Raw genomic sequence first — 26,760 nt, 5'->3', positions numbered from 1 at the left:
ATCGACATCCTTGTTGATTGCCCCGGACAGAGGTATAATATAAGTGTAATGTGATAGGGAAGGAGGAACAATGGCACGAACAAAAAACAGAGGGTATCAGCAGACTTTGACCCCTACCTATACGGCCCGGCTCTGGAAAATGGGCGGCTACATCCGGCTTTCCCGAGAGGATTTACAGAAAATCAACCGGGGGCTTGACGATAGCAACAGCGTGAAAAACCAGCGCGACATTCTCAATGATTTTCACTTCAACCATGCGGAAGAATTTGAAAGCTACACCGAGTATGTGGATGACGGCCACACGGGAACCGATACGGAGCGCGAAAGTTTCCAACGGCTTTTGGGGGATGTAATGAGCGGGAAAATCAACTGCGTTGTGGTGAAAGACCTTTCCCGTTTCGCCCGGAATTATAGCGATGCCGGAAGTCTGATTGATAACCTTTTTGTGCAGATGGGCGTCCGCTTTATCAGCTTGGCCGAGGGCGTGGACAGCTACCTAAACCCGGATAGCGTGAACAGCATCATCGTTCCGATAACAAACGTGATGAATGACCAGTATTGTTATCAGACCTCAAAGAAAATCCGGCAGGTTTTTGATAATAAGCGGCGCAACGGCCAGTACATCGGCTCTTTCGCCCCCTACGGCTACATAAAAGACCCCAAAGACAAACACCAGCTAATCGTTGACCCGGAGGCCGCTGAAATCGTCAAGAAGATTTACGAGCTGTGCCTGCAAGGAACCACCAAACACGCGATAGTGCTTTATCTGAACGAACACGGCATACCCAGCCCCACGGCATACCGGATAGAAAAGGGCCTGCCCTATTCCCCCGCCGTGGCCGACAATCCCATGTGGGGAAACAAGATTGTCAATGACATTCTGAAAAATCCCATTTATACCGGGGATTTGGTACAGGGCCGCCGCCGGGTGAAAAGCTACAAGGTACACCAGATTGAGGCTGTGCCGGAGGAAGAATGGGTGCGCGTCCCCGATACCCACGAGGCCATCATCACCCACGAAACCTTTAACCGGGTGCAGGCCCTCCTGCTCCGGGATACCCGGACAACCCCCAAGGGCCGGGAGCTCCATTTGTTCAGCGGCTTTCTGAAATGTGCGGACTGTGGGAAATCCGTCACCCGGAGCCAGAGCGGGAAAAATGTATATTATGCCTGCTCCACCTACAAGAACCGCTCCCGGACGGCCTGCACCATGCACTCTATCAAGCACAACCGTTTAGAGGCCGCCGTTCTGTTCGCTATCCAGTATCAAGTGAGCACCGCCGTTTCCTACTCGGAAATAGTAGCCCGTATCAATGCGGCCCCGCTGAAAAAAAGTCAATCCCACCGCCTTAACGACCAGATAGCCGCAAAGGAAAAGGAATTGACGAAAATCACCCGCTATAAGCAGTCACTGTATCAAGACTGGAAAGATGGGGAAATCACCCAGCAGGAATACCGGGAAATGAAAGCCGATTATGAACGGCAGGCCGCTGGGCTCTCGGATTTGCTGGCCCGGCTGATGGCTGAACGGAAAGAGCTCTTAAACGGCGTTGACCAGCAGCATCCCGCGCTGGTAGCTTTTGCGAAATATCAGAACATCGAAAAGCTGACCCGCGAAATTCTGATTGAGCTGGTAGACCATATCAAGGTTTACGAAAACGGCAATATCAGTGTTCACTTTAAGTTTGCGGACGAGTTCCGCAAGATTGCCGAGTACATTGAAATCAACACCACTGACACCGCCGAGGCGGGCTGACCCCCGCCAAAGCATAAAATCCTTTTGACAGTGTGTTTTCCTAATAAAACGCAATCTTAGTGATACACTCCTTCACGTTTCTCTCGGCGGTACCGGGCGGCTATCGCCCAGCCGCACATCCTGGTGGCTGTCGAACACTTCCCGATAGACCTCTTTTCCGGTCGCTCCGCAGTCCTGACAGGTCCAGTCTACCGAGCCATTCTTGCTGGAAACGGCATTTTCCCCGTAGATCAGGGGCCCGCCGCAGACGGGGCAGACACCCGCAATGTCCTTGAATTCCATGCCGGCCTCCAATCACGCCGCCGCGGCCTGTTTCATCCGGACAGGCAGGACCATAGCGAAGTCGCTACGGCCCTCGGCCTCCAGAATGATTGGCGCCACAGGGTTGATGACCTTCAACTTCACCTGGGGCTCCCCCCGGAACTGCCGGAGGGCGTCGATCATGTAGCGCAGTTCAAAGCCGAAGTCGATACTGCTCTCCCCGTCGATCTGAATCTGCGTGCAATAACCTCCGCTGGGCGTTAACATTGACAGCTTGCCGCCGGAAAAACGGACGCAGGCACCGCCTATGCTGCGGGTCAGATTTTTCAGATAGTCCAGTTCTCTCAAGAACTCTTCGGGCCAGACGCAGAACTCCTCCTTAAATTCCTTGGGAACGGCACCGTCCACATTGAACACAAGCGGTCCTCCGATCCGGGTCTGAAGCTCTGTTGTACCATCCGTTACCTGGAGATACCACTCACCCACGCTGGCAGTCACTTCCTGATTGCCGAACATTTTCAGGTATTTCAGTGCTTCAGGCAGGACCATAAATGGCTGACGGACAGCCAGACCTTCATCCACATCCCAGGCCAGCCGGTAGCCGTCCACGGCGAACACCTTGTTGCCATCGAACTGCACATGGGTGCGCTGGGCCTCCAGCTTATCATCGGGTTTTCTCAGTGCGTATTTGACATGCTCCACCCGCTCCAGCAGCCGGGCGGCGTTGACTGTGTAGGTGTGCCGCGTCTGTTCCTCCCGCATAGCGGGGTAGTCCTCGGGCAGGAAGGCGTCCATCTGCGCGGCCCGGGGGCCGCAAGACATGGTGAGCTGGATACAGCGGGTTTTATGATTGCTTTTTTCCTCCGCCTCCAAAATCAACTCACCCTCAAAGTGGCCACAGGCCCGGGCGGCGTCCTTGGGACGCTGAAACACGAAGCTCAGATCATCGCCTCGGGCGGGAATCGTCGTGGTCAGCCAGGTGGTAAAGTCGGTGGCAGTCAGGGTACAGCGGTCATTGCTGATGCTTATCAGCACCCCCTCCAATTCGGGGATGGACGCCTGCTTGATCACCTTGATTACCTTGTTCAGAGCCTGGGAAAATTCCTTCGCGTCTACGGTTGCCTTCACGCTGCGCTCCTCCTTTTTGTTTTTTGAATCTCTGGCCGGATATTGACGGTACGGGTGGAAAAGGTGATTTTCCGCACCGTACTCTCGCCCACGGCCAGAATGTTGTAGATCATGTCTACCACAGCGGTGGCGGCGGTGATGTTGGCCGCCATACTCTGGGGAACCGACACCGACGCCTCGGCGCAGGACAGCTCCGTGGGAAACTTATCCGTATCTTCCAGCACGTCCGGGTAGACCACACCGATGGGCGGGTAGTATGTCTTACCACTCCGCCGCACACCGCAGACTACCTGGCCGGTGTACTCCCCGTTGCCGCTGTCAATGTAGATCAGCTCCTTTGCCTGGGTGAACACTCTGTGGCACAGCTGCCGGGACTTGTTGTTGTCCACAGCTCCCAGCAGGATGACCATCTCCTCCACAATTTCCTCGCGGTACGAATTGGGCCGTCTCTGCCGGAACCGCATGGGTATCAGCAGGTCCTTCAGGCGGTCCTCATCCTCCACGAAATCGGGGACGTACTCCGTCTCCATGCCGAACACGGAGGAGTACCGCTCCGCCAGCACCTGCGCCTTGTTCTCTCCCAGGTCGGCGGGAGTAAAGTTCTGCCGCACCAGGTTTTTCTGCTCCACCACGTCGCCGTCACAGGTGATATACCGCACCGGACGGTCCAGCGAGTACAGCAGCCGGTACAGGTGGGGCGCAATGTGGCCCCCTGTGCCGCCGGCGCCCAGCTGAACGATCTTCACGGGGCGGGTCCGGGAGAATCTCATAACTCACCCTCCAAAAATGTCCCAGATAACAGAACTTCGCGCAGCTGGGCTTTGGCATCCTTTATGGCTCTTGTCTCCCCGATTTTGACGTTATCCCGCCATTCCCGGGGAAACACCTCGTCCAGACCTTCAAAAATCAGGCCGGGGTCCAACTCGCAGTAGGTGCCGCCGCAAGACATCCGCACCGTGATCTCCGGGAAAAACCGGTCCAACCGGCCCAACACGGTATACAGCCGGGTGGCCCGCTCATCCTGGTCGTCCACAGGAGAGAATTTCGCCGCCATGCTGTTGTGGCTGTGGATGTCCATGTAGTGGAGATACCGCGTTTCATCCAGACCATCCCGGCTCAGATCGGCGTTGACCCTGGCCTTGGAGACCTCCTGGGGCGGGATGCGGACCACATACTCCTCCGACTCCTTATCCCAAAGGATGTGGGCCAGGGCCTCAAACTCCGCTGTCTCATTCATGTAGCAGCGAAAAAAAGCGATGATCTGGCTCAGCAGGGAGGCGGGAATCAGGGGGAGGGCCGGGGTGAACCCGGCCCTGATGCGTGAAAACTCCACCACATTGTCTTTGGGGGCGACGAACTCGCCCAGCTCGGTCTTGCGCAGCTCGTAGACCCTGCCGTCCCCGGAGGGAAGCAGGCAGATGGTCTTGTCCGAGGCCTGGGCCTCCTCCAGGGACTGGAATACCCCCTTGTAGGCGGCGATCCCCTTGCTCTGGGCGGTGACCCTGGGCTTCACCAGACAGTCCGGGCTCTTATCCTTGGATTTCTTCAGGCCGTCCAGAAACGCCTTGGACCGCTCGATCTCCTCCTTGACGGACTGGATGGTGGTGCCCTTGGGATCGGTGATGGCCTTGGTCACCTTGCCGTACTCCACCGACCAGGATACCCGCTTGCCCTCGCCCAGCTCAGGGAAATCGTCCGACTTGGCGATGCGCAGCTCCTCAAAGGTCATGGCCCCGTCGGTGATCTCATCCTTGGCGCTGCCGTAGGAGAAGATGGGGGCCTTCTCAAAGAGGGATTTGGCCGCTGTCTGAGCCGCCTGGATCTCCTGCTTGTCAATGGCCGCCGCAATGGGGTTGGCGGGCTCGCTGGCAGGCGCGGGGTTCTGTGTTTTGGCCTGGGGAACAGGCTGGGGCTTGGGTGCGGGCTCCGGCTGAGGCGCAGAGGCCACGGGGGCCACAACCGGCTCCGCCGGTGCCGCGGGAGCTTCCGGCTTGGGCTGCTCCGGGGGAGCGGCAGGGGTTTCCGTCCGCGCCGCCGGAAGGTCAAAGGGATTGACGTCATCTGTGGGAGCGCCGCCGCCAAAGATGGCGCTGACGTCCAGTTCTTCGCTGTCCTCCATGCCGGAGAACGGGAATCCGCTGTTGATAGGCTCACTCATAATGCTGGCTCCTTTCAATTTTTGAACAAAAAAAGACCACAACCGCCCAAAAGGCAACTGTGATCTTCTTGTTCGTCTATTTACTTCCAGGTCGATTCGGTTTGGTGCGTTAGGGCATACTACGCCCCTGGCCGCGTTCCATTCCTCCCTCACTTACTCCGCCCTAAACTTACTCCGCCCTGAAATACACTCTTATTTTAGCATTGTGAAAAGAAGCTGTATAGTTGAGGTTTTCTCAACTAAAAAAGCGGCGGTCCGAAGGCCGCCGCTGAGATATAAATTATGTTCTGTTTCTTCCACGCTCAAAACGGGCTTGCCAGGTCTTTACGGTTTGAGACTTCAAGAAATCCACCAGGCTGTCCAGCTTCTGATCGCTGTCAAACTGTTCCAGTGCGTCATAGTACGCCCTCCGGTCCTCCACATGGATAATGACGGGCGGATGGTCCAGCAGAAGCAGCAGATAGTTCATCAGCAGCCGCCCGGTCCGGCCATTGCCGTCGGCAAAGGGATGGATATTCTCGAATTTGGCGTGAAAATAGGCCGCCGCCGTCAGGGCCTGTTCAGGGCGGACATCCGCCAGCTCACGGACCAGCTCACCCAACTCCTCCGGTACATCCTCGGGGAGCGCGCCGACCTCCTGGGCCCCGGTTACATAGTCATTTTTCTTATAGACGCCGGGCCGCTCGCCCTTCTGGTAGCGCAGAGTGTCATAGGTTCCCTGGGTGAGAAGCCTCTGAAGCTCACAGATCAGTCCCTCACTCAGGGGCTCCCGCTTCTCAAAGGCGTCCAGCATCCGGTAATAGGCCGCAACAGAGTTTTGAATCTCAAACAAGGAGCGTACATCCCCGGTGTAGCCCGTCACGCCCCCGTGGTCGAAGATCTCCCGGGTGTCGTGGTAGGTGATCCGGTCGTTTTCAATCTTGGCGGAGTGGTAAATAAACGCCACACCGTTCCCGTTCATCTCACAGGCAATATCGGCGGCGGTTTTGATCTGTTTGCTCTGCCAGATGGCGACAATATCCTGATAATTCACCCAAAATCACCTCACTAAGACTTTAGCATATTTTTTGACAGTGCGCAAGCCATTTGACAGATTCAGACCCGCTTTGACACCAGTTCCCGCACAATATCATCTCCCAGCAGCTGGCTGGTGCGGTAGATGTCCTGGCAGAACGCCTTCAGGCTGAAATCCATGTTGGGTTCATCCTTGTCCAGCAAAATGCCGGTTACCTTGAAACGGTGGGCTGTCTGCTCCTGTTTCAGTTCATCCAGGTATTCCTGGGGCAGCTCGCACTCGCCGTCCGTGATAAACACAATATCAGCGTTTTCAAAGCCTTCCTCCTTCATCAGCCGCATGGCCTCCTCCATAGGTGTCTGGAAGTCGGTGCCGCCATTGAGAAAAGTCTCGGCGGCGGACAGTTTGTCTCCCATGGTGTACTCGCCCGGCCGGAACAAGTCGGTCTTGAACTCGCCGCTGCTGGCAAAATGGATCAGCGCGAAGCCGCGGCCGCTGCCGGCGGCGATCTCCAACAGGGTCAGGGCCACGGCCTTGCCCCATGCGGCGGGGTCGCCGGCGGTGGAGATAGACTCATCCAAGCAGCAGATGATGTCCCCCATGCCTTTATAAATGGGCTCCCGCCGCTGGTACTGCTTGATCTGCTTGCGCTGATACTTTTGCAGGAACAGCAGAACAGTTTTCGACGAGGCCAGCATGGCCAGCTCCGAGGTAAGGGCCCGGGAGAGGTTGCAGCCCAGTTCCAGGGAATACTTTTCGCCCCGGCCATAGGCGTAGCCGTTGCGCTTGCCCTGGGCGAATATCTCACGGAACCGGCCCAAATATTTGGAAATGTCCTTCAGTACGTCGCTTTTCCGTACCAGGTCCAGCAGACCGGTGTTGACCTTGTTCTTCTCCAGTTTGCCCGGTTCATCGCTCCAGGCCCCGATGATGTTCTGCACTTCCTCAGCCTTTTCCACCGCCGCGCTGACAGCCTGGGCAACGCTGGCGGTCAAATCGTCCTTATTTTTAGCGGCTTTGGCGTCGATCATCTTGCCTACGGCCTCCACCTGACGTTGCTTACTGTCCGCCCGGTTGGCGGCCTCCACCACGGACTGCTCCAGCTGTGGGTCGCGCTCCTTACACCGCTGCATCCGCTCCAGCAGGCCGGCCAGGTCCCGTTGGGCCTGTTCCTCACCCTTTTCCAGCTTCTCCAGGGTGTTCAGGGCGTTATTCTCGCCGCCCAGGTCTGAAAGAAGGCCGTCCAGCTCCCCAGCGGTCTGGGTAATAAACTCCGATGCCGCCTCGTAGGCGGGCAACTCCCGGCCCTCGCAGATGGCTTTCAGTGTGGGAAAGTCCTCGCTCTGGGTGATACGCTCCAAAATAGGGGCGTTAAACTTTCGGGCCGCCACGGAGAGAGTGTTTTCATCGTTGTGCCGGGGCAGCAGGGAGTAGAAGGACTGGAACACGTCCCGGGACAATGCCGGGAACGAGGCCAACTTCTCTGCGGCAGTCTGTTCAACCTGGTCCAGGCTGCCGTCGTCTGCTCGCAGGTCGGTGTAGATGCTGTCCTCCAGTTTTGTGGAGCGCAGCACCCGGTCGGTGGTGTTGATCTTCGATGGAGCAACAACATTCGCCAACGGAGAATTGAGAACTGCGCCAATGGTACGATATTTTTTCATATAAAATCCTTTCATAAAAGAATCGAAGCGGCACAGCGTACCGCTTCGATTCTTAGGTTCGGATGGGACTCAGCAGAAAAACTGAATCTCCTCCACACAAAAATGTTCTTTCCATTTCCGGCAGATCAGGAAAAACTGCGCCGAAATAATCTCCATCAGCTCGTTCAGGTCGCTTTGGGGTATCCGACCAGCATTGTTGGCCACAACACAGCCCCCCGAACGGGTCAGCCATATTTTAGTGGCGCCAGGTGATGGTTTTCCTTTGGCGATATGGACATGGATCGGTTCCCCGTTCTCATTTGACCAGAAAAATACCAGATATCCACCGACACGGAATAAACTAGGCACAGTGAATCCCTCCCTGCGCCGCATAGCGGTAGAGCAGATGGGCGTTGCTGTGCAGAAATTCGTTGAAAAAATCCATTTCTTCCGGGGTGAATCCTTCCGAAAATTTCCACTGATAGGATGGGAGCACACATCGAGCCGAGTCAAACCCGGTCTCTGTGGAACGCTCAAAATGGACTTCCACAGTCTGGTTTCCATCCGCTTCGATCAGATGGGAGTGCGTAATTTCAGTTTCATCCGCCAGTGTAATATAGGGATACATCATTTTGTAATCCACCCTTCTGGTATTGATCTTTGTGCTTATCTTATCAGATTTAAGGTGAAATATCAATGATTTCAGCGCCTGTAATTTCAGAACGGCAGTGTGCTTTCGTCAGGCTCCCCAAAATTCGGAGCAAAACCGCCCGGCAGGCTGCCAAAGGGGTCGCCGCCGGCCGCCTCCACGGGGCCGCCAGTGCTGGCCGGGGGCTCCTGATCCTCCTTGGACTTAGAGTCGCCGAAGTAGACGCTGTCAGCGATGATCTCAGCGGAGCGGCGCTTGTTGCCCTCCTTGTCCGTCCAGTCACGCATCTGCAGGCGGCCGGAGACCACAGCCATACGGCCCTTGGTGAAGTACTTGCTCACGAACTCGCCGGTGGTGCGCCAGGCCACAACGTCAATAAAGTCGGTGGTGCGCTCGCCGGTGGCCTTGTCCTTATAGTCCCGGTCGCAGGCAATGGAAAAGCTGGCAACCGGAGTGCCGCTCTGAGTGCGGCGCAGCTCCGGGTCGCGGGTCAGGCGGCCCATAACAGTGATGTGATTCAACATAATAGTCTTTCTCCTTTTGTTTTTATTTCTGTGCTATGGAAGGATCAAAGGTTGGCGCAGGTACAAACCTTGACCAACTCAAGCAGTAAAAGAAGTAGGGGTGCAGGCCATCGTCGATCTCAACGACTTCTCCCAGGGAGATATCGGCTTCCATCAGGAAATCATCCAGGTCTCCGTGGCTTACCCGCTCATAAAATGTCCTGGCATTGATGCCCAGGGACGTTTCAAGCCGCAGCTTGTAGCGAGAGGGTGACGGATAAATGTACTGGTCGTGTTTGTGGTCAAAGTTCCTGCTGGTAAGGAAGTCCAAATCCCTGCTCTGTTCATCGGCGAAACCATAGACCCGGCACACCGGCGGCGAAATACGTTTGGGGCACCATTTGGGCGCTTTGATTTTGGGGTCGGAGGCCCAAAACCGCCTGGGAGCCCTCTTTTTCGGAAACCCTCCGCAATAACGGGTACCCAGGACGCTGTTGCCCGCATACTGCAAGTGCTGGCAGCTTCCACATCCAGGTTCCGGGAAGGAATACTTTTTTGCCATCTTATCACGCTCCACGTTTTATCAGTTCCGGCCCCCTCGGGGGCCGAAAAGTCTGTTTTACTGCAAGGCGGCCAACTGTTCCAGCGGCGTGTAGGTAAAGCCCACCGCCTCATGGGCCTGACGGCTGATACTCTCCAGGTCGGTCAGAAGTCCGTCCGTCATCTGGCGCTCGCTGTCGGACTGGGCTTCACCTGCCAGCTTCTGCTGGTCGCTGTATAGACGGATCAGCTCGCCACGCAGCTTGATCAGGGCCTTGCTGCCCACCTGCTCCTTGGCCGCGTCAAATTCCTCCTTGGCCTCAACTGCCATGCCCCGGATGTTATTTACCTTGTCCTGCATGGGATTGATACACATACGGTTCAGCTCCGACTCCACAACAGCCCGCTCCCCCGGTTTCTGCCAGAGGTAGTTTTTCAGCGCAAGCAGATCCTGGGGCTCCACCTGAGTGTGGCCGGACAGCCACGCCCTGGCCTGGGCGATGGGGTAGTAGTTGAGGTACTTGCGGTCGGACACGGTGATCTCGTTCCTGCGCAGCTGGCACAGGATGTCGTCGGCCAGCTCGTTAATGGCCTCCGGAACCGGAAGATTTGCAGCTTCCTCCTGCATCTGCTTCAACTCATCCAGAGTGACGGAAGCAGCAATTTGTCCGGTGCGGCCAGCCTGCTTGTCCCGCAGGACGGCAAGCCGCTTGTCCCGATTCTCGATGTTCGCCGTCACCACCTTCAGCTCCAGGCGGTCGTACAGAGCCTCCAGAATCTTCTCCTGGGGGTCGCTGAAATTGGGCACTTCATTTGACGCCGCAAAGAAAGAGATGGTGGGGATGGGGTATGTACGGCCCTCATTGGTGTACTTGCGCTCATTCAGTGCAGTGAGCAGCGAATTGAGTACCCCGTCGTTGCATTTAAAAATTTCATCCAGAAAGCAGATGTCTGCTTCGGGAATTTTGCCGGCGGTATTGACCTGGGGATCGCCGCCATAGAGTTCACCCAAGGCTTTCCGCTGGCGCTCCATCTGCTCAGGCAGGTCGCCAACATCCCCGCCGCTGGCAAGCCGGGCTTCCAACCGGCCATACATATCCTGGTACTGGGGGTTCTTCTCCAGCACATCCCTGGGTACGCTGCCGGGAATCAGGCTGGACAGGTCAATGCGCCCAAAGAGCTGTTCCTCATCGGTCTGCTTGGACAGAAGCCGCTCAAACTGCCTTGCACCGGTAATCCGGCTGCGGAAGGCATTGATGGCGTAGCTCTTGGCCTGGCCGGGAGCACCCAGGATGAACAGGTTTTTCCCGGTCAGCAGGGCGATGGCGATCATTTCCACCAGCTCCTCCCGCTCGGCCACCTGGGCGTTGACATCGGCAATCACGGCCAACATCTGGTCTCTCAAATTACTCGGCATAGAGATCAATTCCTCCTTCAAGTTGTTCTGACATATATTCCTGATAGCATTCAGCGCAGGCGACATTGTGTGGCGGCTGATAGCCCACCGCCTTCAGCAGCGCCGCAAACAGCAGCGCGTCCCGTTCCGATGGAAATGGGTACACATCCATGTCACAGCCGCCCAGGCAGCAGAAGCTGGTCACAGCTTCCCAGCCAGGGACGGATTCTGACCGACGCACCGAAAACCGGGAAGCTTTCCGGAGTTCTTCATCGGACATCAGAAGAATCCTGGAGACAACGTCTCTCAGCTCCTGCGGCCGCCTTTGGAGCTCATAGAGGTCCGCTCGTGTCTTGGTCAGCTGTAATTGCAGGAATTTATTGTCCAGCTTCACATGATCCAGCTTATCCTCCAAAGCAAGCTCCCGAAAGCTGCACCGCTTTATTTCCTTATCTTCCGTATATGTAGCCAAATGGTCATAAATCCTCTCGAAAAAGGCGTCTATTTTCTTCTGGCACACTGAGAAAAAATCTTTCATTTGCTACCCTCATGCCACAGCCAGCTCATCAGAAAACAGGCTGTCGTCATCCCGGAAGGCGTCCAAGGAGATCACCGCGCCCCGCAGGTCACGGGGAGCGGCGGTAAAGCCGTACCGGCGGCGGCTGTCCTTGCAGTTGAGCATCTCATACTGGAGCTGGCACATGATGTGCTGATCCAAATTGCCCTTTTCGGGGTCGAAGTTCTCCACGCACTGGATCAGGCGGATGGCCAGGTCCTGGTACACATCGTCGTAGTCCAAATGGGCGGCCCGCATCAGAGCAGCGTTCCGTTGGATGATCTTGTCGATCCAGTGCAGGTTTTCCTCCACGATACGGTTGCGCTCGGCGATAGAATAGTTGTTTTTCATAATGTTATCCTTTCTGTATTTGGGGGGTCCAGAAGCGGCAATAGCCCTGTCCCCAGTCTTTCATGAGTTCATCATGGGTATAGTTTGGCGAGTTGTACTCCGGGCTGCGGCACTTCTGCCGCAGATGGAAGCGTTCGCACTCCATGTAGGAGTGCAGACAGTTGCTGCAATTCTTTTCGCTTTCGCTCAAGCGACCGCCTCCTTGTTCAATTCTTTCTCACACAAGTCAATAACCTGCTGGCACTGATCCATCTCAAAGCCGCCGATGTGGGCGTCTTTTTCGGACAATCGCATCTGACCGGCCAGCCACTTGTAGGCTTGGGTCCGGCTCATCCCGCTGCTCTGCCAGAAGTGATCAAAGACCTGGTGGGTCTCCCGCCGCTTGAGCCGCAGCACCTCATTGGCCACGTTGCCCAGGGGACGGTTGGTCCCCTTATGGCAGCCTACCCGGGCGTTGCAGTTCTGGCAGAGGTAGATGTTCTCACCAGCCAGCCCAAGCCGGTCGGTGGAAGCACCATAAATCTTCCGGGCAGGCACCAGGCGGATCACACCTCCGCAGTAACGGCAGATGGTGGGAATTTTCATCTGTGTCCACCCCCTACGCCGCTTTCTTCCCGGCAGCCGGTTTCTTGGCCTCTTTTTGGGGAACGGACTGTGGCGCTCCAGGCCGCACACCGGCCTGCATGTAGAAGGCGTGCTCGGTATCCAGCGTCAGCATCCCGCCGGCGGCGATCCCCAGGGTGGCTGTCCCGGATAAAGACCGCAGGCAGTTGTTCAGCCGCTTGGTGAGATACCAATACTCACCTTGGGGTATTCCGGTCAGCGGGGCCACTGTAATAGCGTTCTGGGCGCTTCCGTGAACGCCGCCGCACCGGAAGGACAGCGTCATGCCCTCAAAGGATAACTGCACCTTCCCATCGGGCTCCACACAGGACACATTGTCCAGCGCCCTGCGCAGCTCCGCCACATCGGTGAGTACAGTAAACTGATTTTTGAGGGAGCTGGTCAGAAAGTCCGTATCAATGTACTTCTCCTGGATCAGCCGGGCGGAGAACAGAAAGCCCTCCCGAACAAAAACAATATTCTTGCCATTGGCTCCGGCGCGAAATTCGTCCTTGTCCTCGCACATCTGGGCCAGACGGCTCAGAGAGGGGGCGGGAATCAGGACGCTGAAATTGCCGGTGCTCTTGTCGTCCCCTCTGGCTGTGACCACGCAGGTTCCGTCACTGCCGGCGGCCCGGAGGCCGTCCTGGGTGACCCGGAACTGAACGCATTTCAGCATGGGCTTCTCGTTGTTTTCATCGGCGGCAAAAACCGTCCGCTTTGCCATGGAGGGGATGCCGCTGATTCGGACCAGATTGGTCACAGAGGGGATCTCCGCCTTGGGGTAGCTGCCCCGCTCCCAGATGGACACATTGTATTTGGCACCGCCGCTCCAGACGGCCAGCCGGCTGTCTCCAGGCTTTCGCCGCAATTCCACGGTGTTGCCGGGCAGCTTCTCCAGCATCCCGGCCAGCAGCCTGGCGTCGATGGCCAGGGCGTCGTCCTCCGGGGCGGCGCAGGCCAGCTTCTGCTTCAGGGTGACCTCCAGGTTTGTGGCGGTGAGAACGAGCGACTTGCTGGCGACGCTCACCTCCAGGAGCACGCCTTTCAGCGCCTCCAAAGGCGAGTTTGCCGGGGCGACCGCTGCCGCACGCTTGACAGCGTGCAGCAGTTCGGCCCGATTCATGGTAATGTTCAAAGAAATTCCTCCTTCTACGCAACAAAATCGAAGAAAGACAGCTGGTTTTCGTCCACCGGCTTCTTCTTCGACTTCTTTTTTCTGCGTTCTTCCAATGTCCGTTGCAGCAGCCCATCGTAGAGGGCCTGCTTGTTCTCCGCATCCACAGTACGGATTTGAATTGGTGCGGCAACAGTAACGGGCGTTTCTTCCACAGCGGCCGTCTCCTCAACTGCCGCAACAACAGGCAGGGCCGCGGTCCGGACCCGTTCACGGCGGGGATTGATGATCGCCATTTTCTTGAATGTTGCGGCAATATCCTCCACGTTGTCCTTGATACCCAGGGCCAGCTCCTTCGCCATCTGAGAGGTCAGGTCCTTCACATCGCTCATAGCGGCAAGGCCCTCCTCTGAAAGGTTGCCCTCAATGATCCCGGCTACAGCCAGCTTGGAGGCCATCAGCTTCATAGCCTTGGCCTGCATGGTGTCAACGTAGTAGAGCATATAGACCTCTACCCGGGGCGCCGTCTGGTTGATCCGCCAGCTCCGGCGGGCCGCCTGACGCAGGGTGAACAGGTTGTAGCCCATGCTGTAGAAAATCAGGGTGGTAAAGGCGTTGAGGTCCAAGCCTGTCTCCACACAGCGGGGGTTGGTGATCAGCACCTGGCAGCCAGAGCGAATGCGCTTCTCTACCCAAGCCTCCCGTTTCTCTGGTGAGATAGTTGGGCTGAGAATTTCAGTGCGGAACCCCTCCCCGGTGAGCAGCTTCACCAGTTTCTGCTGGGAGTCAGTTCGGGTCCAGCTGGTGTAGATCATGACCCGCTCACCGGCGGCGATCTTCTCCCTGACGATCTCCAGCACTTTTTCTTCCTTTGGCAGAATGTCGTCAAAGCAGGCCTTATTGCTGGGGTGGGCAATAATATGGCCGTCGATGGGATGGACGATATCCGGCTGGTCATAGGGCTGGTCCGGGTAGACGGTGAGCAGATTCAGATAGGCAGACAGCAGTTTTTGGGCCGCTTTCCGGTCCGACTTCAGCACCGCACGAATATCCCGTTCCACCTCCTTATAGGCGTCATACACATCCTCCGACATCTCAACAGGAATGGGTATCTCCTCATAATCGGGGAGGTCCTTGCCCATATCGTTCAGCGAGAGAAAAGCGGTGTATTCCAGCAGGAACCGGGAAAACACCAGGGGAGATACTCCGGGAAGCTGGCGGGTTTTGGTTTTGCGCTTGCTGGCCCGGCGGTTGGCATTGTAGGCGGCGTCGGTGGTTTCGTAGGTGTTCTCCACCACCCCGTACTCTGCGTCAAAGGTCTGGGGACTGCGGTAGCTCTTGCCGTCCTTGCGCATCAGACCGGGCACCAGCCGGTACAGCAGATGGAAAATGCCCGAGCTGTAGCCGTTGATGAGGGTGGCCGTCATGCCCACAAACCGCTTACTGACGCTGAAAATCTCCGCCATTGCGTCCCCCTGGCCGCTGTTGTTGTTGTACTCATGGAGCTCATCGGCCAGGAAAGCGTCAATTCGTCCCTTCATCTTCTTTTTGATGTAGGTGCTCAGGGGAAAACGGCGGCAGGCTCCCTTGACCGGGAAACTGCCCTGGGGATTTTCGGCGATCTCACGCAGACGCTCCAGAATTACGTCATCTTCTGTGAGAGACTGGTAGCTGGCGGCGAAAGACTTGTAGACCCAGCCAAAATGCGATATTTTGGTCCAAAGGATATTTCTGCCTGGATTGACCGGGGCCCACAGCATGGAGCCGCACTCCCGGCAGACACGATTTTTCTTATGTTCCCGCAGGAAAAATTGCAGGTCTGCATTGACCAGGTAACGGGAGCCGTCGTCGCTGTACTCCATCTGGATGGGCTTGCCGCAGTCGGGGCAGAGGAACGCCCGCTTGCGGTCATTCCAAGTGACGGCGGGATAGCGCATATAGCCGTCCCGGGCCTTCTCCTTGCTGAATATCGCATAGACGCTTTTGTCTCCGGCCTGGTACATTCCGTACAGCCGCTCCAGCTCTGTGATACTCTTGACCACCATGGCATAGGTGTTGGGCAAGGTCTCCCCAATCTCTCGCACCCACTTCTTGGTGATATGGGAGGGGCACATGACCAGCCCAAAGGATTTTTGGGCCACGCCCCGGCTTTGAGCTGCCCACATACCATGCAGAGCGCCCAGGGCCGTGGAGCCGATTTTCGTCTTTCCACTTCCACATTCGGCAATGATGAGCGCGACACCTTTCCGATCCAACTGGCGCTTGACCGCCTCGGCCACGGCCAGTTGTGCGTCGTAGAGGGAGTACCCCGCTTTCTGCTGGATGTAGTCGTTGACAGCCAGCACCTCCTCGGACAGCGGCTCGGAGGCCGGGTCGAACAGAGGTGTGAACTGGTCCCGGATGCGGTCGGCCACGGTGACGCCGAAGGTGTTGAGGTAGCCGGTGATATTCTCCACGCCCTCAAAGCCGTCCGGCTGGTCCGGGCTGGCCCCGGGAATGGAGATAGCTCCGCACTCCAGGCCCCGCTCCAGAATCTCCACCACGTTTTCATCGTTGGGCCGCAGCTCCAGCACCCAGGCGTCCAGCTTCTCCGTCAGGGAGAAGACCTCCAGCGGCCGCAGCTCGCCCCGGTCGATGAGGGCGTCCAGAACAGCGTCCCGGAACTCCGGGATGAGGGGTGCTGCGGTCTTGCGGTCCAGCTCCTCAAAGAGCCGGTCCCTGTCCCCGGCGGGGACGAAGATGTAGCACTTCCGGGGCTGGATGGTCTGCTGTTCGCCGGCCTCGTCTGATTCATCTTCATCGTCCGGGGAATCAGCGGCCTGGGGGTCGTCGTTCACCATGAGAGTACCCACCGCGTACTGGCCGTCGTGGGACATCTGCCGCCGGTACTGCTTGGGGATTGCTTTCAGCTGGCTGGTCTGGCCGTTCAGGGGCATTTCCAAGGTTGATCCGCCGTAGATGGCGTCCGACATGGCCTTCACCATTTCCGGGTAGCCGCCAAAGCGGACGGCGCTGATGACACTGCCCTCTCCGCTTCGGTCCAGAATGATGGTATCCGCGTACACCGTCAGGCGCACTTCTTTGCCGGGGTCATAATAGGTCAGCGGGATCAGTCTGCTCTGTGACATTCATTCAAAAACTCCCTTCTTTTTGAACAAAAAAAGACCGTGTCCGCCTCTGAAAAGGCAAATACACGGTCGTTCTTGTTCGTTTGTTGATTTCAAGGTCGATGCAGTCTGGTACGTCGGGGCGCACTACGCCCCTGGCCGCGTTCCATTCCTCCCTCACTTACTCCGCCCTAAACTTACTCCGCCCTGAAATACACTCCCATTTTATCATTGGGGAAGGGAGCTGTATAGTTGAGGTTTTCTCAACCAAGCCGATATTGTTCGATCATACTGTCCAGGGAAAACTCGATCTCCTTCACTGCTCTGTGGGATAGCTTTTGACCCATAAGCGCTCTTTCAATTTGCTGGACTTTTCGGAGCGTCCGGCCGGCGGTCCCCCAAAGCACAACGCCTTTGCGAAAAGAAATCTTTTTCTTTTCTAAGGACATTGAAAGATATCAACATAGAGGTGGGGACACGGATCAAGGAAAAGCGGCTGGCCCAGAAGCTGACCCGGGAGGATCTGGCGCAGCTGTCCGGCTACACCGCCAACTTCATTCAGGAGGTGGAGCGTGGCCGTTCCGGGCTGTCCTCCGAGTCCATCCGGGCGCTGTCTATGGCCCTGAAAGTTTCTGCGGACAGTCTGCTGTTTGGCGACGCTCCAGTGGAATTTTCCTATATCGTTCAGAAGTTGAAAGAAGTTCCACCGCAAAAACGGGAGCATATCATCCGAATGATAGAAGAGGCTATTGCATGCACACAATAATCAAAGCCCCTGCGCCGAAGCGGCACAGGGACTACTCCGCCGGGTCCATTTCTTTTATCAGTTCCTCCAGCTGTTCAGACTGCCAGAGGGGTTTGAAATCCAGGTTCACCAGCGCGTCCCGGAACGCCATCAGCGTTTCATTCCACAAAGATTGATCCTGCGACATGTCGGCCAGAAAATACTCCCATGAGTAAGCCTTTCCCATAGCAAGCTGCCGCTTGTACTGAACAATTTCCGCGGTCAATAAAATGCTTTCCACCTGCGCACGCCCTTCTTCGGCGGGAAACAACTGGGAAGAATATATATTGCCGTCTTTTCTGTCGGCCATGTCACTGTCGTCAAGGAACCGCGCCACGTTCTCCGCCTCAAAATTGAAGTGCCCTTTGCGCCGAAACTCCTTTATCGTCTCTTGAAGCACAATGATCGCCGCAAATCTGAGTCGCTTCCAGTGGCGTATGTCCCAGACAAATTCCTGCCACGAAAGTTCGCCAATCTTTCCGCCTTCTTGGCACAGCTCATACAGATCCCGCTGGACCCGATAGGTGAGGTAGCACACATAGGCGTCCAGCTCCTTTTTGTCTTCCAGGGTCATATAGAGATGGCTTTCCACGATGATATCATCCGCTGAGGATAAAATGTCTTTCAAATTCTCATCCCTGCTTTCGATTGCGTTTCGCAGATAATAAGCCCTGTTCTCTTGAACCAGCGCCTCATAATTCTTGACAAAATCGAAAAATGATTCGCAGAGCAATTTAATCGCTGTACTGGTATCGGGTGGAGTGTCCGCACTCCAGCCGGTATATTTTTTCCACTCCCAGCTGAAGCCCTGCTTCCAGCCATCCTCTACATATCGCTTGATGGCATGCCGCAGGGCCTCTGGGGTAACACTCTTTTCGTCGGCAACCTGTGAGATGAGTAGTTTATAATTCCACTTGTCCGACGAGGGAGCATCCAGCACATAACGATTCAAAATTTGCACCAAAATGCCAGCACCCTTGAATCTAATTCGTCCGAATTGGTGGATGTAATAGGGGATATATGGCTCTACTTTTTCTACTTGCCCTCTCATAGCTTTCTCCTTCGGTTTCTATATTGACTGTTCTGTCTTCCTTATATCAATTTTATATCGTTAAATATTATACGGTCTAACGGACTAAAAATCAAGTTTTTAACGAAGTATAATTTACGCTATAACGAAGCGGCAAGGAGGAAGACATGAAAGATATTTTGCAGGAAATTACAAGACTGCGTTTGGCGCGTGGCTGGTCAGAATATGAGTTAGCCCAAAATTCCGGGCTGACGCAATCAACGATTTCCACATGGTATCGCAAGAGCCAAACGCCAACCATCCAGACTTTGGACAAGGTGTGTAGAGGACTCGGAATTTCGTTGTCACAATTTTTTGCTGAAGGCACTGACGCAGTATACCTCACTGATGAACAAAGAGAAATGTTGGACAATTGGGCAGCACTAAACAATGCTCAGAAGCGAATTGTGCTGGAATTGCTCAAAAATATGTAAAAGTGGCCCCGAACTTTAAAAGTCCGGGGCCGTTTTGTTTACCACTTACTCATGATTTTCCCGTACATCTGCCGCTTTTCCTCCGCAAACCGCTGAACCAGGACAATCACGGTGTCGCCCACCATGAAGTCGGAGTCCTCGTGCTGGTAGGAGTAGTTGCACATACAGACAGTGCCGTCGGGCAGGTTGCAGAATACGCCGCCGCCGTACTTTCCGGCTATGGTGGCATACCGGCGGCTGCCGACGGGGTGGCGCTGTTCCGCGCCGTCGAAGGGGTTGGACTGGGTGGCCTTCACCGAAATCTGGAGGTCGTCCTTCTCCGGGTCGAAGCCGGTGACAACGCACTCCAGCTCCTCCCCGGGGTGGTACTCCTCCCGCAGGTCGGGGATGGCGGTGTACCGCAGCTCCCGCTGGGTGAGGTTGATGTCGTGGCCGTAGCACTCCACCAGGCAGCGCCGGGGGCCCACGGACAGTACCCGGCACTTGACCTGAGCGCCGGTCTGGCTCAAGTTGGGCCGGTGGGCGAAGAAGTACCGCTGGGACCGGGCAGCCAAACGCCGGGAGGCTACCGCCACGCCGTTTTCTCTGTCCACCTTGATGATGATGAAGTCAATGGTCGCCCCCACCATGTTCTGGAGCACGAAGTCGGGCCGGGCCTGTTCCTGCTCCCACATCTCGGTGTCGGGGATGACCACCCGCACCCGGTAGGGCACCACGATGGCGCAGTACATGGTCTTTTTCTCCATCGCTCCGGTCTCCTTGTTCCGGACGCTGATGTGGAGGGGGTCCACGCCGATGATGGTCCCGGTGAGGGCACTGCGGCCCCGGTAGGAGGCGTAGATGGAGTTCCACTCCTGGCGCTCCTCCGCTGTCAGGCCACGATCCAGGGCGTTGAAGTCCAGACCGTAGAAGTTTTGCCGGTCGCTTTTGGGGAGAGGGGGCGTAGGCTCAGGGTCGGGCGGCTGCTCTGCCGCAGGCGGCGGGGACGGCGGGGTGCTGGGCTCCATCCAGAAGGGCTGCATGGCGGAATGTTCCTCCGGGACATCCACGGGTTCCTCTAGGGGCGGCGGCTCAACTTGGGCGGCCGGTTCTCCGTCCTGTCCGGTATCCTGATCCTCCGCAGGGGGCTCGGCCGGGGGTGTGTCCATGTCCTCGGGCGGCTGGTCAGACGGCGGGGCCGCCTCACTGCTGGCGGGCAGGGCCGTGTCCTCCTGAAGAACATCGGCGGCAGGCTGTTCCAGTCCCTCCGTATTTTCCTCCTGGGCCTGGGGTTCCAGTTCCATGTCGTTGACCTGCTCGGGTTCCTCTACGGGATTGACTTTCTTTCTAGGCATAATGCTACCTCCAAAAATGTATTTTTTACGGCCCGTTGGAGCCATAAAAGCGATGTGAGCCGTCCGTCTGCCGGGCGGCAAAGAAGTGTTTGGGCGGCAAGGCCAGCCCATCCGGGGGCGTGCCGCTGTCGCTGATCCAGACGATCCGCTCCGACCGCTCCCGCTGGAGCAGCTGGGTGTCGGAGACATGGGACAGCATGGCCACGGAAAACAGCTTCAGCTTGTCCCCGCCCAGGGTGAAGCAGAGCAGCCGGGGGCTGTCCACCTTCACGGTGAACTCCTGGGGGGCGCCCTCGCTCAGCTCCAGCATGACGTCGATGGCCTCCAGGCGGGCGGTGTCGGGCTGGCCCCGGGCCAGGTAGACAAAGCCGCCGTCCACATGGAAATCACCCAAACCGGAACGCAGCTGCCGCAGCATGGCGGACATATGCTCCTCCCTGACCGCAAAGCCAGGACGCTGGAATTTGCCCCGCACCAGGGCGTGGAGCTGATCTTCCCGGACACAGCCCAGCTTCCGCAGGGCGTCCAGGATGTATTTCTGCTGGTTGGACAAAAGCATTGCTACCACCTCCCCGAGGGCACATTCATCCGGTTGAGCTCCGGGTCCACTATCAGGTCGCTCTCACTCTCGGCGATGCAGTTGAAGATGGTGGCCATGGTGTAGGCGGTGGAGTTCCTGACCTCCCGGTCCAGGTTGGCCCGCAGCTTCCGCTCCGCGTCCCGCAGGATCATCCCATCCAGCAGCTTCAGCCGGGCCCGCACCCGCTTCTGGGGCAGGGTGGCCCCGCCCACTCGGAAGTGATCCAGGTAGAACAGCCGCTCGATAGCGTTCTCGAACACCCGGGCCACCTCCGGGGAGAAACAGGAAAGCTCACAGGCGTCCAAAATGCCCATGAGCTCCTCCTCATCGTCCGCCGGTCCGTCCGCGCCCCCGGCGCTGACTGGCTGACTGACATCAGTATAGCTGGATTCAGTATGACTGGATTTAATATAACTTGGCCGCATTTTTTGAGGTTCTGCAACCGCCGGTTCTGCGGTTCTTGAAGCTCCATTTTGGAGATTCTTGCCGCTCAGATCCTGCGGTTCTTGTTTGGGCATGGGAAAGCCGGCGCCGTCAAGACCGTCAGAATCCGCGGTTCTTGAATCGCTGTCCGGTTCCGGAACGAATGGGGCGCTGGAGTAGCCAGGGTTGTCCAACGGCTCCACGCTGGCCAGGTAGATCTGGTTGGCGTCGCCCCGGCCGCAGCGCTTCTCCCAGACCAGCTTCAGCTCCACCAGTCTCTTAAAGGCCGCCGTCACCCGCTGCTCGCAAATGCGCAGCTCCCGGGCCAGCTCCTTCCGGGGGAAGATCACAAAAACCTCGCCGTAGTCATTCACCCAGCCGTTCCTGCGGGAGAGCTGGAAGCGGTTGAGCAAAAAGGTGTAGGTCACCTTGGCGTCCAGGCTCATGTCGGCATATCTAGGATCGGAGAACAGCCAGCGGGGCATCTGCATGTGGTATATGGTTTGCACGTCCGTCTGCTTCATCAGGGAGAAGCCGGGGCGTTCTTTCATCTGTGCGGCCCTCATGGGGGTCACCTCCATCTGTTGAATTTTTCTTGAAATTAAGGAGTCAATCGTTTATAATTCGTTTTGAAAGGGGATGTCCATATGTCCGGAGGCCCAATGTTTAATATTTTTCCAAGTTCCGCAGAGGAAGCGGTTGCAATGCTGTATGTCCAGAGACAAGATCTGACGGGCAAAAGTCCGTCCGAAATTTATACGATGTTTCAAGAGGCGTACTACGAGGTTCGGAAAGACCGGCGGGAAAAGCAGAAATCCGGCTGGTTTAAGGATAAAAAAGATGACCTGCAAGTGTGATCGGCTCGCTTGCCTATCATAACGTCTGCAACAGCGCAGCCCGCTGGGATCACCGTCCCGGTGGGCTGTCCGCTTCTTCATCGGGCTCATCGTCACCGACCACATCCCCCAGGTCAATCAGCCCAATCCCGCCGGCGGTTTCCTGTTTGGTGTCCTCAATGTTGTACTCCAGGTCCTGAGCGGGATTGACTTTCTCCTTCGGCGGCAGCTGTTCTTTTGGAGCACGCTCCGCCGGTTTGGTCTGCTTACTGGCGGCCTTTTTCTTTTGCGCCTGCTGTTCCCGCCGTTTCCACTTGGGGATGTACTTGACCACCCGGCGGGATTTCAGCGAGCCATAGTCTGGAAGCTCCTCCGGGGCCAGCTTGTAGAGCAGGGCGGGTTTGTGGCCCTGGAACAGGGCGATACACTGGCTCCGGTCCAAGCGGAGAATTTCATCCGGCTGCATAAGCTCCCGCTGGGTATTGCTCCGGGTCTGGGAGTAGGGCCGGGTGGAGGTATAGACCGGGGAGAACAGGGGCATGAGGGGCATCTGATTATTGGTCACGGAGATGGTCACCTTGCCGCATTTCTTGGAGATGTAGTCCGCTGTGGTCCAGTCGTTGGCCCCCATGTAGAGGGTCTGGTCGAAGGTAGCCAACTGGTTCTCCCACTCCTTGCCGGGGTACTTTTCCTGCCATTGGCTCAGGCTCTGCACCACGATCTGGCAGCTCATGTTGAAGCCCCGGATGCTGTTCAGGGCATCGGCAATGCCGTCCATATAGCCAATGTTGCAGTATTCGTCCAGGCAGAAGTTGACCAGCACCGGCAGACGGCCGCCCTTGCCCTTCAGCCGGGCGTAGTCGGACAGCCGGGGCAGGGCCAGGGAGAAAAACAGGGAGCTGAGGAAGCGGTAAGCGCTGTCCTGGGCGGAGATGATGACGAAGTAGGCGCAGGGCTTTTGTCCCGGGAGCAGCAGATCGACATCGTGGTTTCGGGTGATGGTGTCCACCAATTTATTTTGAAAAATAGCCAGCCGGTTGCCCAGTCCAATGGCGATGTTGCCCCAGAGATTTTCCCGGGCCTTGAGGAACAGGCCGTGGTGGCCCTTGGCCGGGTGCTCCGGGGGCAGCTGGGCCAGGGTGCGGTTAATCTCCTGGATGCTCTTGTTGGCCAGCAGCTGGTACACATCCCCCAGCCCCCGCTGTTCGATGGGGAGCAGCTTGCCGTTGGCGTCCTTCAGATTGCAGACATAGTGGATGAGGGCCATAAGCAGGTTCAGCTCCGCCCGGCTCCAGAAGTCGTCCGCCTCCTTGGGGCCGGAGGTGTTCTGGATAATGGTGTTGGCCACCGTCTGCACCAGCTGGGTCTCCTGATCCAGGGAGTACAGGCAGTTCCAGCCGTCCGAGTGGGCCATGTCCAAAAAGTTCACTGCCCGGACGCAGTAGCCGTGTTTGGTAAAGTAGGGGGCCATTTTTTCAAAAAGCTCGGCCTTGGGATCGGTCACAAATACTGACTCCCCCCGCTGGGCACAGCCCAACAGGAAGGGGATGATAAAGCCCCTGGATTTTCCGCTGCCTGGCGCTCCGATGCACAGCAGATTGTTGTTGTCCCCGGGCACCATCCGGTGGGCCACATAGGCGGCATATTTGTCCAGGTCGTCCGGTCGCTTTTTCCACTTTCCCAACATCATGCCCCTGACCTTTGCGACGCTGCCCAGCTCCAAAAACTCCTCCAGCTCCTTTTTCGTCAGGAAGCCGGAGGAGCCGTGGGTGGCGTCCGGTAGGATATCGAAGCCCCGGGGGTCATGAATGAATTTGTATCCTGAAAACCAAATGTACCCTTTTTTAGTGATAAGGCAGATCAGCAGAAGGATGACGATGGTGAATCCAAGTCCAAAGGGTGTGAAGATTACAAGCCAGTTGCGCAGGGGGTTGAATACCCAGATACTGCCCACCTCCTCGCCCTCGGTGTGGAAGGTGGCGGCAGTGCCCAGGCGAATGGAGTTGAGGAACATTCCGTAAATGTACCAGCCCAGCAGCCCGAGGGGGATGTAGACAGGAAATTTAGCTTTGTGCCGCTCAAACCAGGGGCCGAGCTTTTCCACCAGCCTGTCCTCCAGCTTTGCCAGGTATTCGGATGGGCGGAGCATCGACAACATCTCCTTTCTCAGTGAGGAATTGAGTGCGGGGCGGAGTATAGGGAACAGGCGGCCGGTCGGTGACCTCCATGATTGCTTCTTTGGTCAATGCGAACACCCTGGCCTGACCAGCGGCCTGATAGCGGGGAATCAGCACTGTCCTGGCCTGCCCCTCCAAGGCAGCAACGGTGATCTTCTTTATCCCCCGGCCCCGGGCGGCCTGAATGGCGGCGTCCAAGCGGCGCAGATCCATGTCGGCGGCGATGACAAGAGGGCGGTCCCGATAGATGGCGTCCCAGACAGGCACATCCAAGGGCGGAGGCTGGTACTCCTCCTTCAGCGCGGCCCGGGCCAGCCGGGTACGGTAGTCAGGCTGTGCCATGATTTGAAGCTGCACCGCCCCGGTATCGTCGCAGGAGAGAAGGTGGACCGGAAGCTGAAGACACTGGTATGCACCCCCGTAGGAGATCAGCTTGGAATCGGCCTGGGTGTCGGCTTCCAGCTCGGTGAGGATATCCTTGTAGCTCTCACCGGCGAAAAGAAAAGCCCGCTTGCTGCCCGGAAACTGGGCGGTCTGGTTGGAGAAAGCAGTCAGTTCATCTGTCAGGGCCACTTTACCGATACCGGGACAGACATAGTGGACGGCGCAGATTAAGTCCCCCAGGTGAGCGATGGCCGCCACCCGAGTGCTGCCCCAGGGATTGGAACCACGGCCTCGTGTAATAGCAGATAGGAACAGCGAAGGAGCGTCGCTTAATTCTTCCGGTGTTGTCGTAAAAATATTGATGGCCCCCTTATAGGCAGTAAGTGCCAGATTGGTCAATCTCAGACGGCGGTCAACCGTGTCTTTGTGATAAGATTTGGTCAGGTCGGGGAGCGTAAAAATCTTCTGTAAAAAAGAACTTCCCTTTTTCGTGAGGGTAAATGATTCGCTCTTTTTGTGGAACTGAATCAGCCCCATATCGAACAAATTATCCCGCTCTACTGGAGTGGATAGGCTGTTCAAAGACTCTGGCTTGACAAATTGACACCAGCAAATCAGTCGCAGAATATCTATGTCACTCTGGCTGAACATCACCAAAATCCCTCCTTCCTTTACATTCCTGCGGGCACCGAAACCGCCTTTGCGCCGGTTCCGGCGCAAAGGCAATTTCGGCGCTTCCCAGGGCCCTATGTGGGGTCAAGCTGTTGCCCCCACATAGAGGACAGATGATGTAGAAAATTTTGGAGCGCCTATGAATAAAAGGCCCTTGTGCCACAAGACTTTCAAGGGCTAGACCCCCAACAGCTGGCCGTTTATATCCAAAGAACGAAAAATGTGCATTTTTTCATAGCGGCCTGTTGGGTGTCAGAGCCCCCAACTGCCGCTATAGAAGTCAGGGACAGCGTAATCTCCGGAGCGGTAGGCAAAGAAGTCAGCCACATCCACCATGTCCAGCAGGGTGATATGGCAGACATCTAGCTCGCTCTTGGTAGACAGCAGTGCCAAGGCCAGAGTGTGCTGGTCGTCATCAGGGATCAGCCTGCCCTTGATGGCGTTGCTCACCGCCTTATAGCCCTTATTATCTTGGTCGAAGATGTGCCGGCCCTTGACTGCGCAATGTTCGTCGATGACCAGCATGGCCTCCTTGAAAAAGGGCAGCTCGCTCCCACCGCTCTCATATTCGTCCAGCAGGCGGCGGATGGTGTCGCTGAGCCAATCCGATGTTTGATACCGGCAGTGGGGCAGCAGGGTGTTCAGCTGGATGTGGAGCCAGCCGTAGCCAAACCGCTCCACAAATCCGACCGTCTCCATCCGGGGGAGCACTGGCCGGTTGCCGTATCTGCCCACCCCGGGGCTGTGGCGCTCACACAGCTTCCGCATCTCCAGGGCGGAGCGTTCAAACTGCCCGGAGGCCTGTTCCAATGTCCGCTGCAATTTCTCCGGATCCATACCGCTGTCCGCTAGGGCCGAAAGGATACCCGCCTGCCGGGCGGCGTCCACCACCAGCTCCTGGATGCGGTTCATATCGTCTTTCATCGCGTTCATGTCTCTTCCTTTCTCCGGGCCCGCAGATCGGTGGGCGAGGTGGTAATAGCGTCGTATTCTTTCTCAGTAGCGTGAAATTGGACGGGTACGTGGTTATAGCCGATACATAATAGCCCCTCTCCCCGGCGGAACCGGGTGATTTGCCGGACCTCATCCTCGGACAGGTTGAGCACACCCTGGATGAGCCGGGCCTCCTGTTCCTCCATCTGCATAACCAGCTTGATCCGGCTGGAATCCAAAATCCCCTTGCCGTACTTGCCGCCGTCCAGGCCGAAGAGGTCCTGCATCCCCTGGGTGGAGGTGACGGCGATCCCGCCCAGGCCCCGGATGGTCTTGACCATCTCCTGGACAAAA

28 protein-coding genes and 1 pseudogene are annotated in these 26,760 nt (G+C 56.9%); 4 read left to right on the top strand and 25 right to left on the bottom strand.

Annotated elements, in window-relative coordinates:
- Window positions 1-70: 70 nt before the first annotated feature.
- Window positions 71-1,756, top strand: coding sequence for a recombinase family protein (locus D1646_RS09430; RefSeq protein ID WP_160636222.1), 1,686 nt, complete (start codon window positions 71-73; stop codon window positions 1,754-1,756).
- Between the two features lie 72 nt (window positions 1,757-1,828).
- Here D1646_RS09430 and D1646_RS09425 read toward each other — a convergent pair whose 3' ends face one another.
- The 17 genes from D1646_RS09425 to D1646_RS09345 form a co-directional block, all read right to left on the bottom strand.
- Window positions 1,829-2,038, bottom strand: coding sequence for a hypothetical protein (locus D1646_RS09425; protein WP_160636221.1), 210 nt, complete (start codon window positions 2,036-2,038; stop codon window positions 1,829-1,831).
- Between the two features lie 12 nt (window positions 2,039-2,050).
- Window positions 2,051-3,145, bottom strand: coding sequence for a DNA polymerase III subunit beta (locus D1646_RS09420; RefSeq protein WP_160636220.1), 1,095 nt, complete (start codon window positions 3,143-3,145; stop codon window positions 2,051-2,053).
- On the bottom strand, window positions 3,142-3,915 hold the full coding sequence (locus D1646_RS09415; RefSeq protein ID WP_160636219.1) for a ThiF family adenylyltransferase: 774 nt from the start codon (window positions 3,913-3,915) through the stop codon (window positions 3,142-3,144). Before D1646_RS09415 ends, D1646_RS09420 begins: the two co-directional genes overlap by 4 nt.
- Window positions 3,912-5,303, bottom strand: coding sequence for a hypothetical protein (locus tag D1646_RS09410; RefSeq protein WP_160636218.1), 1,392 nt, complete (start codon window positions 5,301-5,303; stop codon window positions 3,912-3,914). The genes D1646_RS09415 and D1646_RS09410 overlap by 4 nt, the downstream gene beginning before the upstream one ends.
- A gap of 280 nt (window positions 5,304-5,583) precedes the next feature.
- Window positions 5,584-6,336 carry a Fic family protein gene (locus D1646_RS09405; protein WP_347565172.1) on the bottom strand — a complete coding sequence of 251 codons (753 nt, stop codon included), beginning with the start codon at window positions 6,334-6,336 and terminating at the stop codon, window positions 5,584-5,586.
- A gap of 62 nt (window positions 6,337-6,398) precedes the next feature.
- Entirely contained in the window at window positions 6,399-7,979 is a 1,581-nt protein-coding gene (locus tag D1646_RS09400) for a hypothetical protein (protein ID WP_160636217.1), read from the bottom strand.
- A 69-nt stretch (window positions 7,980-8,048) separates the two neighbouring features.
- Window positions 8,049-8,327 (bottom strand): DUF4160 domain-containing protein, encoded by a 279-nt coding sequence (locus D1646_RS09395; RefSeq protein ID WP_160636216.1) that lies wholly within the window; start codon window positions 8,325-8,327, stop codon window positions 8,049-8,051.
- Complete coding sequence (locus tag D1646_RS09390) at window positions 8,320-8,589, bottom strand: hypothetical protein (RefSeq protein ID WP_160573385.1); 270 nt, start codon at window positions 8,587-8,589, stop codon at window positions 8,320-8,322. The genes D1646_RS09395 and D1646_RS09390 overlap by 8 nt, the downstream gene beginning before the upstream one ends.
- A gap of 86 nt (window positions 8,590-8,675) precedes the next feature.
- On the bottom strand, window positions 8,676-9,131 hold the full coding sequence (locus D1646_RS09385) for a single-stranded DNA-binding protein (protein WP_160636215.1): 456 nt from the start codon (window positions 9,129-9,131) through the stop codon (window positions 8,676-8,678).
- A gap of 22 nt (window positions 9,132-9,153) precedes the next feature.
- Window positions 9,154-9,672, bottom strand: coding sequence for a hypothetical protein (locus D1646_RS09380; RefSeq protein ID WP_160573358.1), 519 nt, complete (start codon window positions 9,670-9,672; stop codon window positions 9,154-9,156).
- Between the two features lie 57 nt (window positions 9,673-9,729).
- On the bottom strand, window positions 9,730-11,067 hold the full coding sequence (locus tag D1646_RS09375; protein ID WP_160636214.1) for an AAA family ATPase: 1,338 nt from the start codon (window positions 11,065-11,067) through the stop codon (window positions 9,730-9,732).
- Window positions 11,057-11,584 (bottom strand): hypothetical protein, encoded by a 528-nt coding sequence (locus D1646_RS09370; RefSeq protein WP_160636213.1) that lies wholly within the window; start codon window positions 11,582-11,584, stop codon window positions 11,057-11,059. The genes D1646_RS09375 and D1646_RS09370 overlap by 11 nt, the downstream gene beginning before the upstream one ends.
- 9 nt (window positions 11,585-11,593) lie before the next feature.
- Entirely contained in the window at window positions 11,594-11,953 is a 360-nt protein-coding gene (locus D1646_RS09365) for a sigma factor (protein ID WP_160636212.1), read from the bottom strand.
- Window positions 11,954-11,957: 4 nt separating this feature from the next.
- Window positions 11,958-12,143 (bottom strand): hypothetical protein, encoded by a 186-nt coding sequence (locus D1646_RS09360; RefSeq protein ID WP_160636211.1) that lies wholly within the window; start codon window positions 12,141-12,143, stop codon window positions 11,958-11,960.
- Complete coding sequence (locus tag D1646_RS09355; protein WP_160636210.1) at window positions 12,140-12,538, bottom strand: zinc-finger-containing protein; 399 nt, start codon at window positions 12,536-12,538, stop codon at window positions 12,140-12,142. The genes D1646_RS09360 and D1646_RS09355 overlap by 4 nt, the downstream gene beginning before the upstream one ends.
- A 13-nt stretch (window positions 12,539-12,551) precedes the next feature.
- On the bottom strand, window positions 12,552-13,694 hold the full coding sequence (locus D1646_RS09350; protein ID WP_160636209.1) for a hypothetical protein: 1,143 nt from the start codon (window positions 13,692-13,694) through the stop codon (window positions 12,552-12,554).
- 14 nt (window positions 13,695-13,708) lie between these two features.
- Window positions 13,709-16,801: a helicase-related protein gene (locus D1646_RS09345; RefSeq protein WP_160636208.1), complete on the bottom strand. Its 3,093-nt coding sequence runs from the start codon at window positions 16,799-16,801 to the stop codon at window positions 13,709-13,711.
- 427 nt (window positions 16,802-17,228) lie between these two features.
- On the opposite strand from D1646_RS09345, the gene D1646_RS09340 reads away from it, so the two are divergent.
- On the top strand, window positions 17,229-17,546 hold the full coding sequence (locus D1646_RS09340; RefSeq protein ID WP_160636207.1) for a helix-turn-helix transcriptional regulator: 318 nt from the start codon (window positions 17,229-17,231) through the stop codon (window positions 17,544-17,546).
- A 31-nt stretch (window positions 17,547-17,577) separates the two neighbouring features.
- Here the strand turns inward: D1646_RS09340 and D1646_RS09335 are convergent, their stop codons facing one another.
- The gene (locus D1646_RS09335; RefSeq protein ID WP_160636206.1) at window positions 17,578-18,615 is read right to left on the bottom strand and encodes a hypothetical protein; all 1,038 of its coding nucleotides are present in this window, start codon (window positions 18,613-18,615) and stop codon (window positions 17,578-17,580) included.
- Window positions 18,616-18,761: 146 nt separating this feature from the next.
- Between D1646_RS09335 and D1646_RS09330 the strand changes: the two genes are divergently transcribed.
- The gene (locus D1646_RS09330) at window positions 18,762-19,067 is read left to right on the top strand and encodes a helix-turn-helix domain-containing protein (protein WP_160636205.1); all 306 of its coding nucleotides are present in this window, start codon (window positions 18,762-18,764) and stop codon (window positions 19,065-19,067) included.
- A gap of 38 nt (window positions 19,068-19,105) precedes the next feature.
- Here the strand turns inward: D1646_RS09330 and D1646_RS09325 are convergent, their stop codons facing one another.
- The 3 genes from D1646_RS09325 to D1646_RS09315 are packed head-to-tail and all read right to left on the bottom strand — an operon-like array spanning window position 19,106 to window position 21,970.
- Window positions 19,106-20,401, bottom strand: coding sequence for a hypothetical protein (locus tag D1646_RS09325; RefSeq protein WP_160636204.1), 1,296 nt, complete (start codon window positions 20,399-20,401; stop codon window positions 19,106-19,108).
- 25 nt (window positions 20,402-20,426) lie between these two features.
- Window positions 20,427-20,960 carry a hypothetical protein gene (locus D1646_RS09320; RefSeq protein WP_160636203.1) on the bottom strand — a complete coding sequence of 178 codons (534 nt, stop codon included), beginning with the start codon at window positions 20,958-20,960 and terminating at the stop codon, window positions 20,427-20,429.
- A gap of 2 nt (window positions 20,961-20,962) precedes the next feature.
- The gene (locus tag D1646_RS09315; RefSeq protein WP_160636202.1) at window positions 20,963-21,970 is read right to left on the bottom strand and encodes a replication initiator protein A; all 1,008 of its coding nucleotides are present in this window, start codon (window positions 21,968-21,970) and stop codon (window positions 20,963-20,965) included.
- Between the two features lie 96 nt (window positions 21,971-22,066).
- On the opposite strand from D1646_RS09315, the gene D1646_RS09310 reads away from it, so the two are divergent.
- A complete protein-coding gene (locus tag D1646_RS09310) occupies window positions 22,067-22,261 on the top strand; it encodes a hypothetical protein (RefSeq protein ID WP_160572318.1) in 195 nt (64 codons plus the stop codon).
- A gap of 49 nt (window positions 22,262-22,310) precedes the next feature.
- Here the strand turns inward: D1646_RS09310 and D1646_RS09305 are convergent, their stop codons facing one another.
- From D1646_RS09305 to D1646_RS09290, 4 genes and pseudogenes are all read right to left on the bottom strand, one after another.
- Window positions 22,311-24,389, bottom strand: coding sequence for a VirD4-like conjugal transfer protein, CD1115 family (locus D1646_RS09305; RefSeq protein WP_160636201.1), 2,079 nt, complete (start codon window positions 24,387-24,389; stop codon window positions 22,311-22,313).
- Window positions 24,319-25,452 (bottom strand): hypothetical protein, encoded by a 1,134-nt coding sequence (locus D1646_RS09300; protein ID WP_160636200.1) that lies wholly within the window; start codon window positions 25,450-25,452, stop codon window positions 24,319-24,321. The genes D1646_RS09305 and D1646_RS09300 overlap by 71 nt, the downstream gene beginning before the upstream one ends.
- Before the next feature lie 273 nt (window positions 25,453-25,725).
- The gene (locus D1646_RS09295) at window positions 25,726-26,406 is read right to left on the bottom strand and encodes a hypothetical protein (protein ID WP_160636199.1); all 681 of its coding nucleotides are present in this window, start codon (window positions 26,404-26,406) and stop codon (window positions 25,726-25,728) included.
- Window positions 26,403-26,760 (bottom strand): annotated as a pseudogene (locus D1646_RS09290) (type IV secretory system conjugative DNA transfer family protein); the annotation flags it as partial. The pseudogene D1646_RS09290 and the gene D1646_RS09295, both read right to left, overlap by 4 nt.

Source organism: Pseudoflavonifractor sp. 60 (assembly GCF_009911645.1).
Lineage (GTDB): Bacteria > Bacillota > Clostridia > Oscillospirales > Oscillospiraceae > Lawsonibacter.
Note: the sequence above shows the minus strand (reverse complement) of the source record. Positions and strands in the feature narration are given on the sequence as shown.

Coding starts and splice junctions, on each gene's coding strand:
- D1646_RS09430 (WP_160636222.1), top strand. CDS start 71: ATGGCACGAACAAAAAACAGAGGGTATCAGCAGACTTTGACCCCTACC.
- D1646_RS09425 (WP_160636221.1), bottom strand. CDS start 2,038: ATGGAATTCAAGGACATTGCGGGTGTCTGCCCCGTCTGCGGCGGGCCC.
- D1646_RS09415 (WP_160636219.1), bottom strand. CDS start 3,915: ATGAGATTCTCCCGGACCCGCCCCGTGAAGATCGTTCAGCTGGGCGCC.
- D1646_RS09410 (WP_160636218.1), bottom strand. CDS start 5,303: ATGAGTGAGCCTATCAACAGCGGATTCCCGTTCTCCGGCATGGAGGAC.
- D1646_RS09400 (WP_160636217.1), bottom strand. CDS start 7,979: ATGAAAAAATATCGTACCATTGGCGCAGTTCTCAATTCTCCGTTGGCG.
- D1646_RS09390 (WP_160573385.1), bottom strand. CDS start 8,589: ATGATGTATCCCTATATTACACTGGCGGATGAAACTGAAATTACGCAC.
- D1646_RS09385 (WP_160636215.1), bottom strand. CDS start 9,131: ATGTTGAATCACATCACTGTTATGGGCCGCCTGACCCGCGACCCGGAG.
- D1646_RS09380 (WP_160573358.1), bottom strand. CDS start 9,672: ATGGCAAAAAAGTATTCCTTCCCGGAACCTGGATGTGGAAGCTGCCAG.
- D1646_RS09375 (WP_160636214.1), bottom strand. CDS start 11,067: ATGCCGAGTAATTTGAGAGACCAGATGTTGGCCGTGATTGCCGATGTC.
- D1646_RS09370 (WP_160636213.1), bottom strand. CDS start 11,584: ATGAAAGATTTTTTCTCAGTGTGCCAGAAGAAAATAGACGCCTTTTTC.
- D1646_RS09365 (WP_160636212.1), bottom strand. CDS start 11,953: ATGAAAAACAACTATTCTATCGCCGAGCGCAACCGTATCGTGGAGGAA.
- D1646_RS09355 (WP_160636210.1), bottom strand. CDS start 12,538: ATGAAAATTCCCACCATCTGCCGTTACTGCGGAGGTGTGATCCGCCTG.
- D1646_RS09345 (WP_160636208.1), bottom strand. CDS start 16,801: ATGTCACAGAGCAGACTGATCCCGCTGACCTATTATGACCCCGGCAAA.
- D1646_RS09335 (WP_160636206.1), bottom strand. CDS start 18,615: ATGAGAGGGCAAGTAGAAAAAGTAGAGCCATATATCCCCTATTACATC.
- D1646_RS09330 (WP_160636205.1), top strand. CDS start 18,762: ATGAAAGATATTTTGCAGGAAATTACAAGACTGCGTTTGGCGCGTGGC.
- D1646_RS09325 (WP_160636204.1), bottom strand. CDS start 20,401: ATGCCTAGAAAGAAAGTCAATCCCGTAGAGGAACCCGAGCAGGTCAAC.
- D1646_RS09320 (WP_160636203.1), bottom strand. CDS start 20,960: ATGCTTTTGTCCAACCAGCAGAAATACATCCTGGACGCCCTGCGGAAG.
- D1646_RS09315 (WP_160636202.1), bottom strand. CDS start 21,970: ATGAGGGCCGCACAGATGAAAGAACGCCCCGGCTTCTCCCTGATGAAG.
- D1646_RS09310 (WP_160572318.1), top strand. CDS start 22,067: ATGTTTAATATTTTTCCAAGTTCCGCAGAGGAAGCGGTTGCAATGCTG.
- D1646_RS09305 (WP_160636201.1), bottom strand. CDS start 24,389: ATGCTCCGCCCATCCGAATACCTGGCAAAGCTGGAGGACAGGCTGGTG.
- D1646_RS09300 (WP_160636200.1), bottom strand. CDS start 25,452: ATGTTCAGCCAGAGTGACATAGATATTCTGCGACTGATTTGCTGGTGT.
- D1646_RS09295 (WP_160636199.1), bottom strand. CDS start 26,406: ATGAACGCGATGAAAGACGATATGAACCGCATCCAGGAGCTGGTGGTG.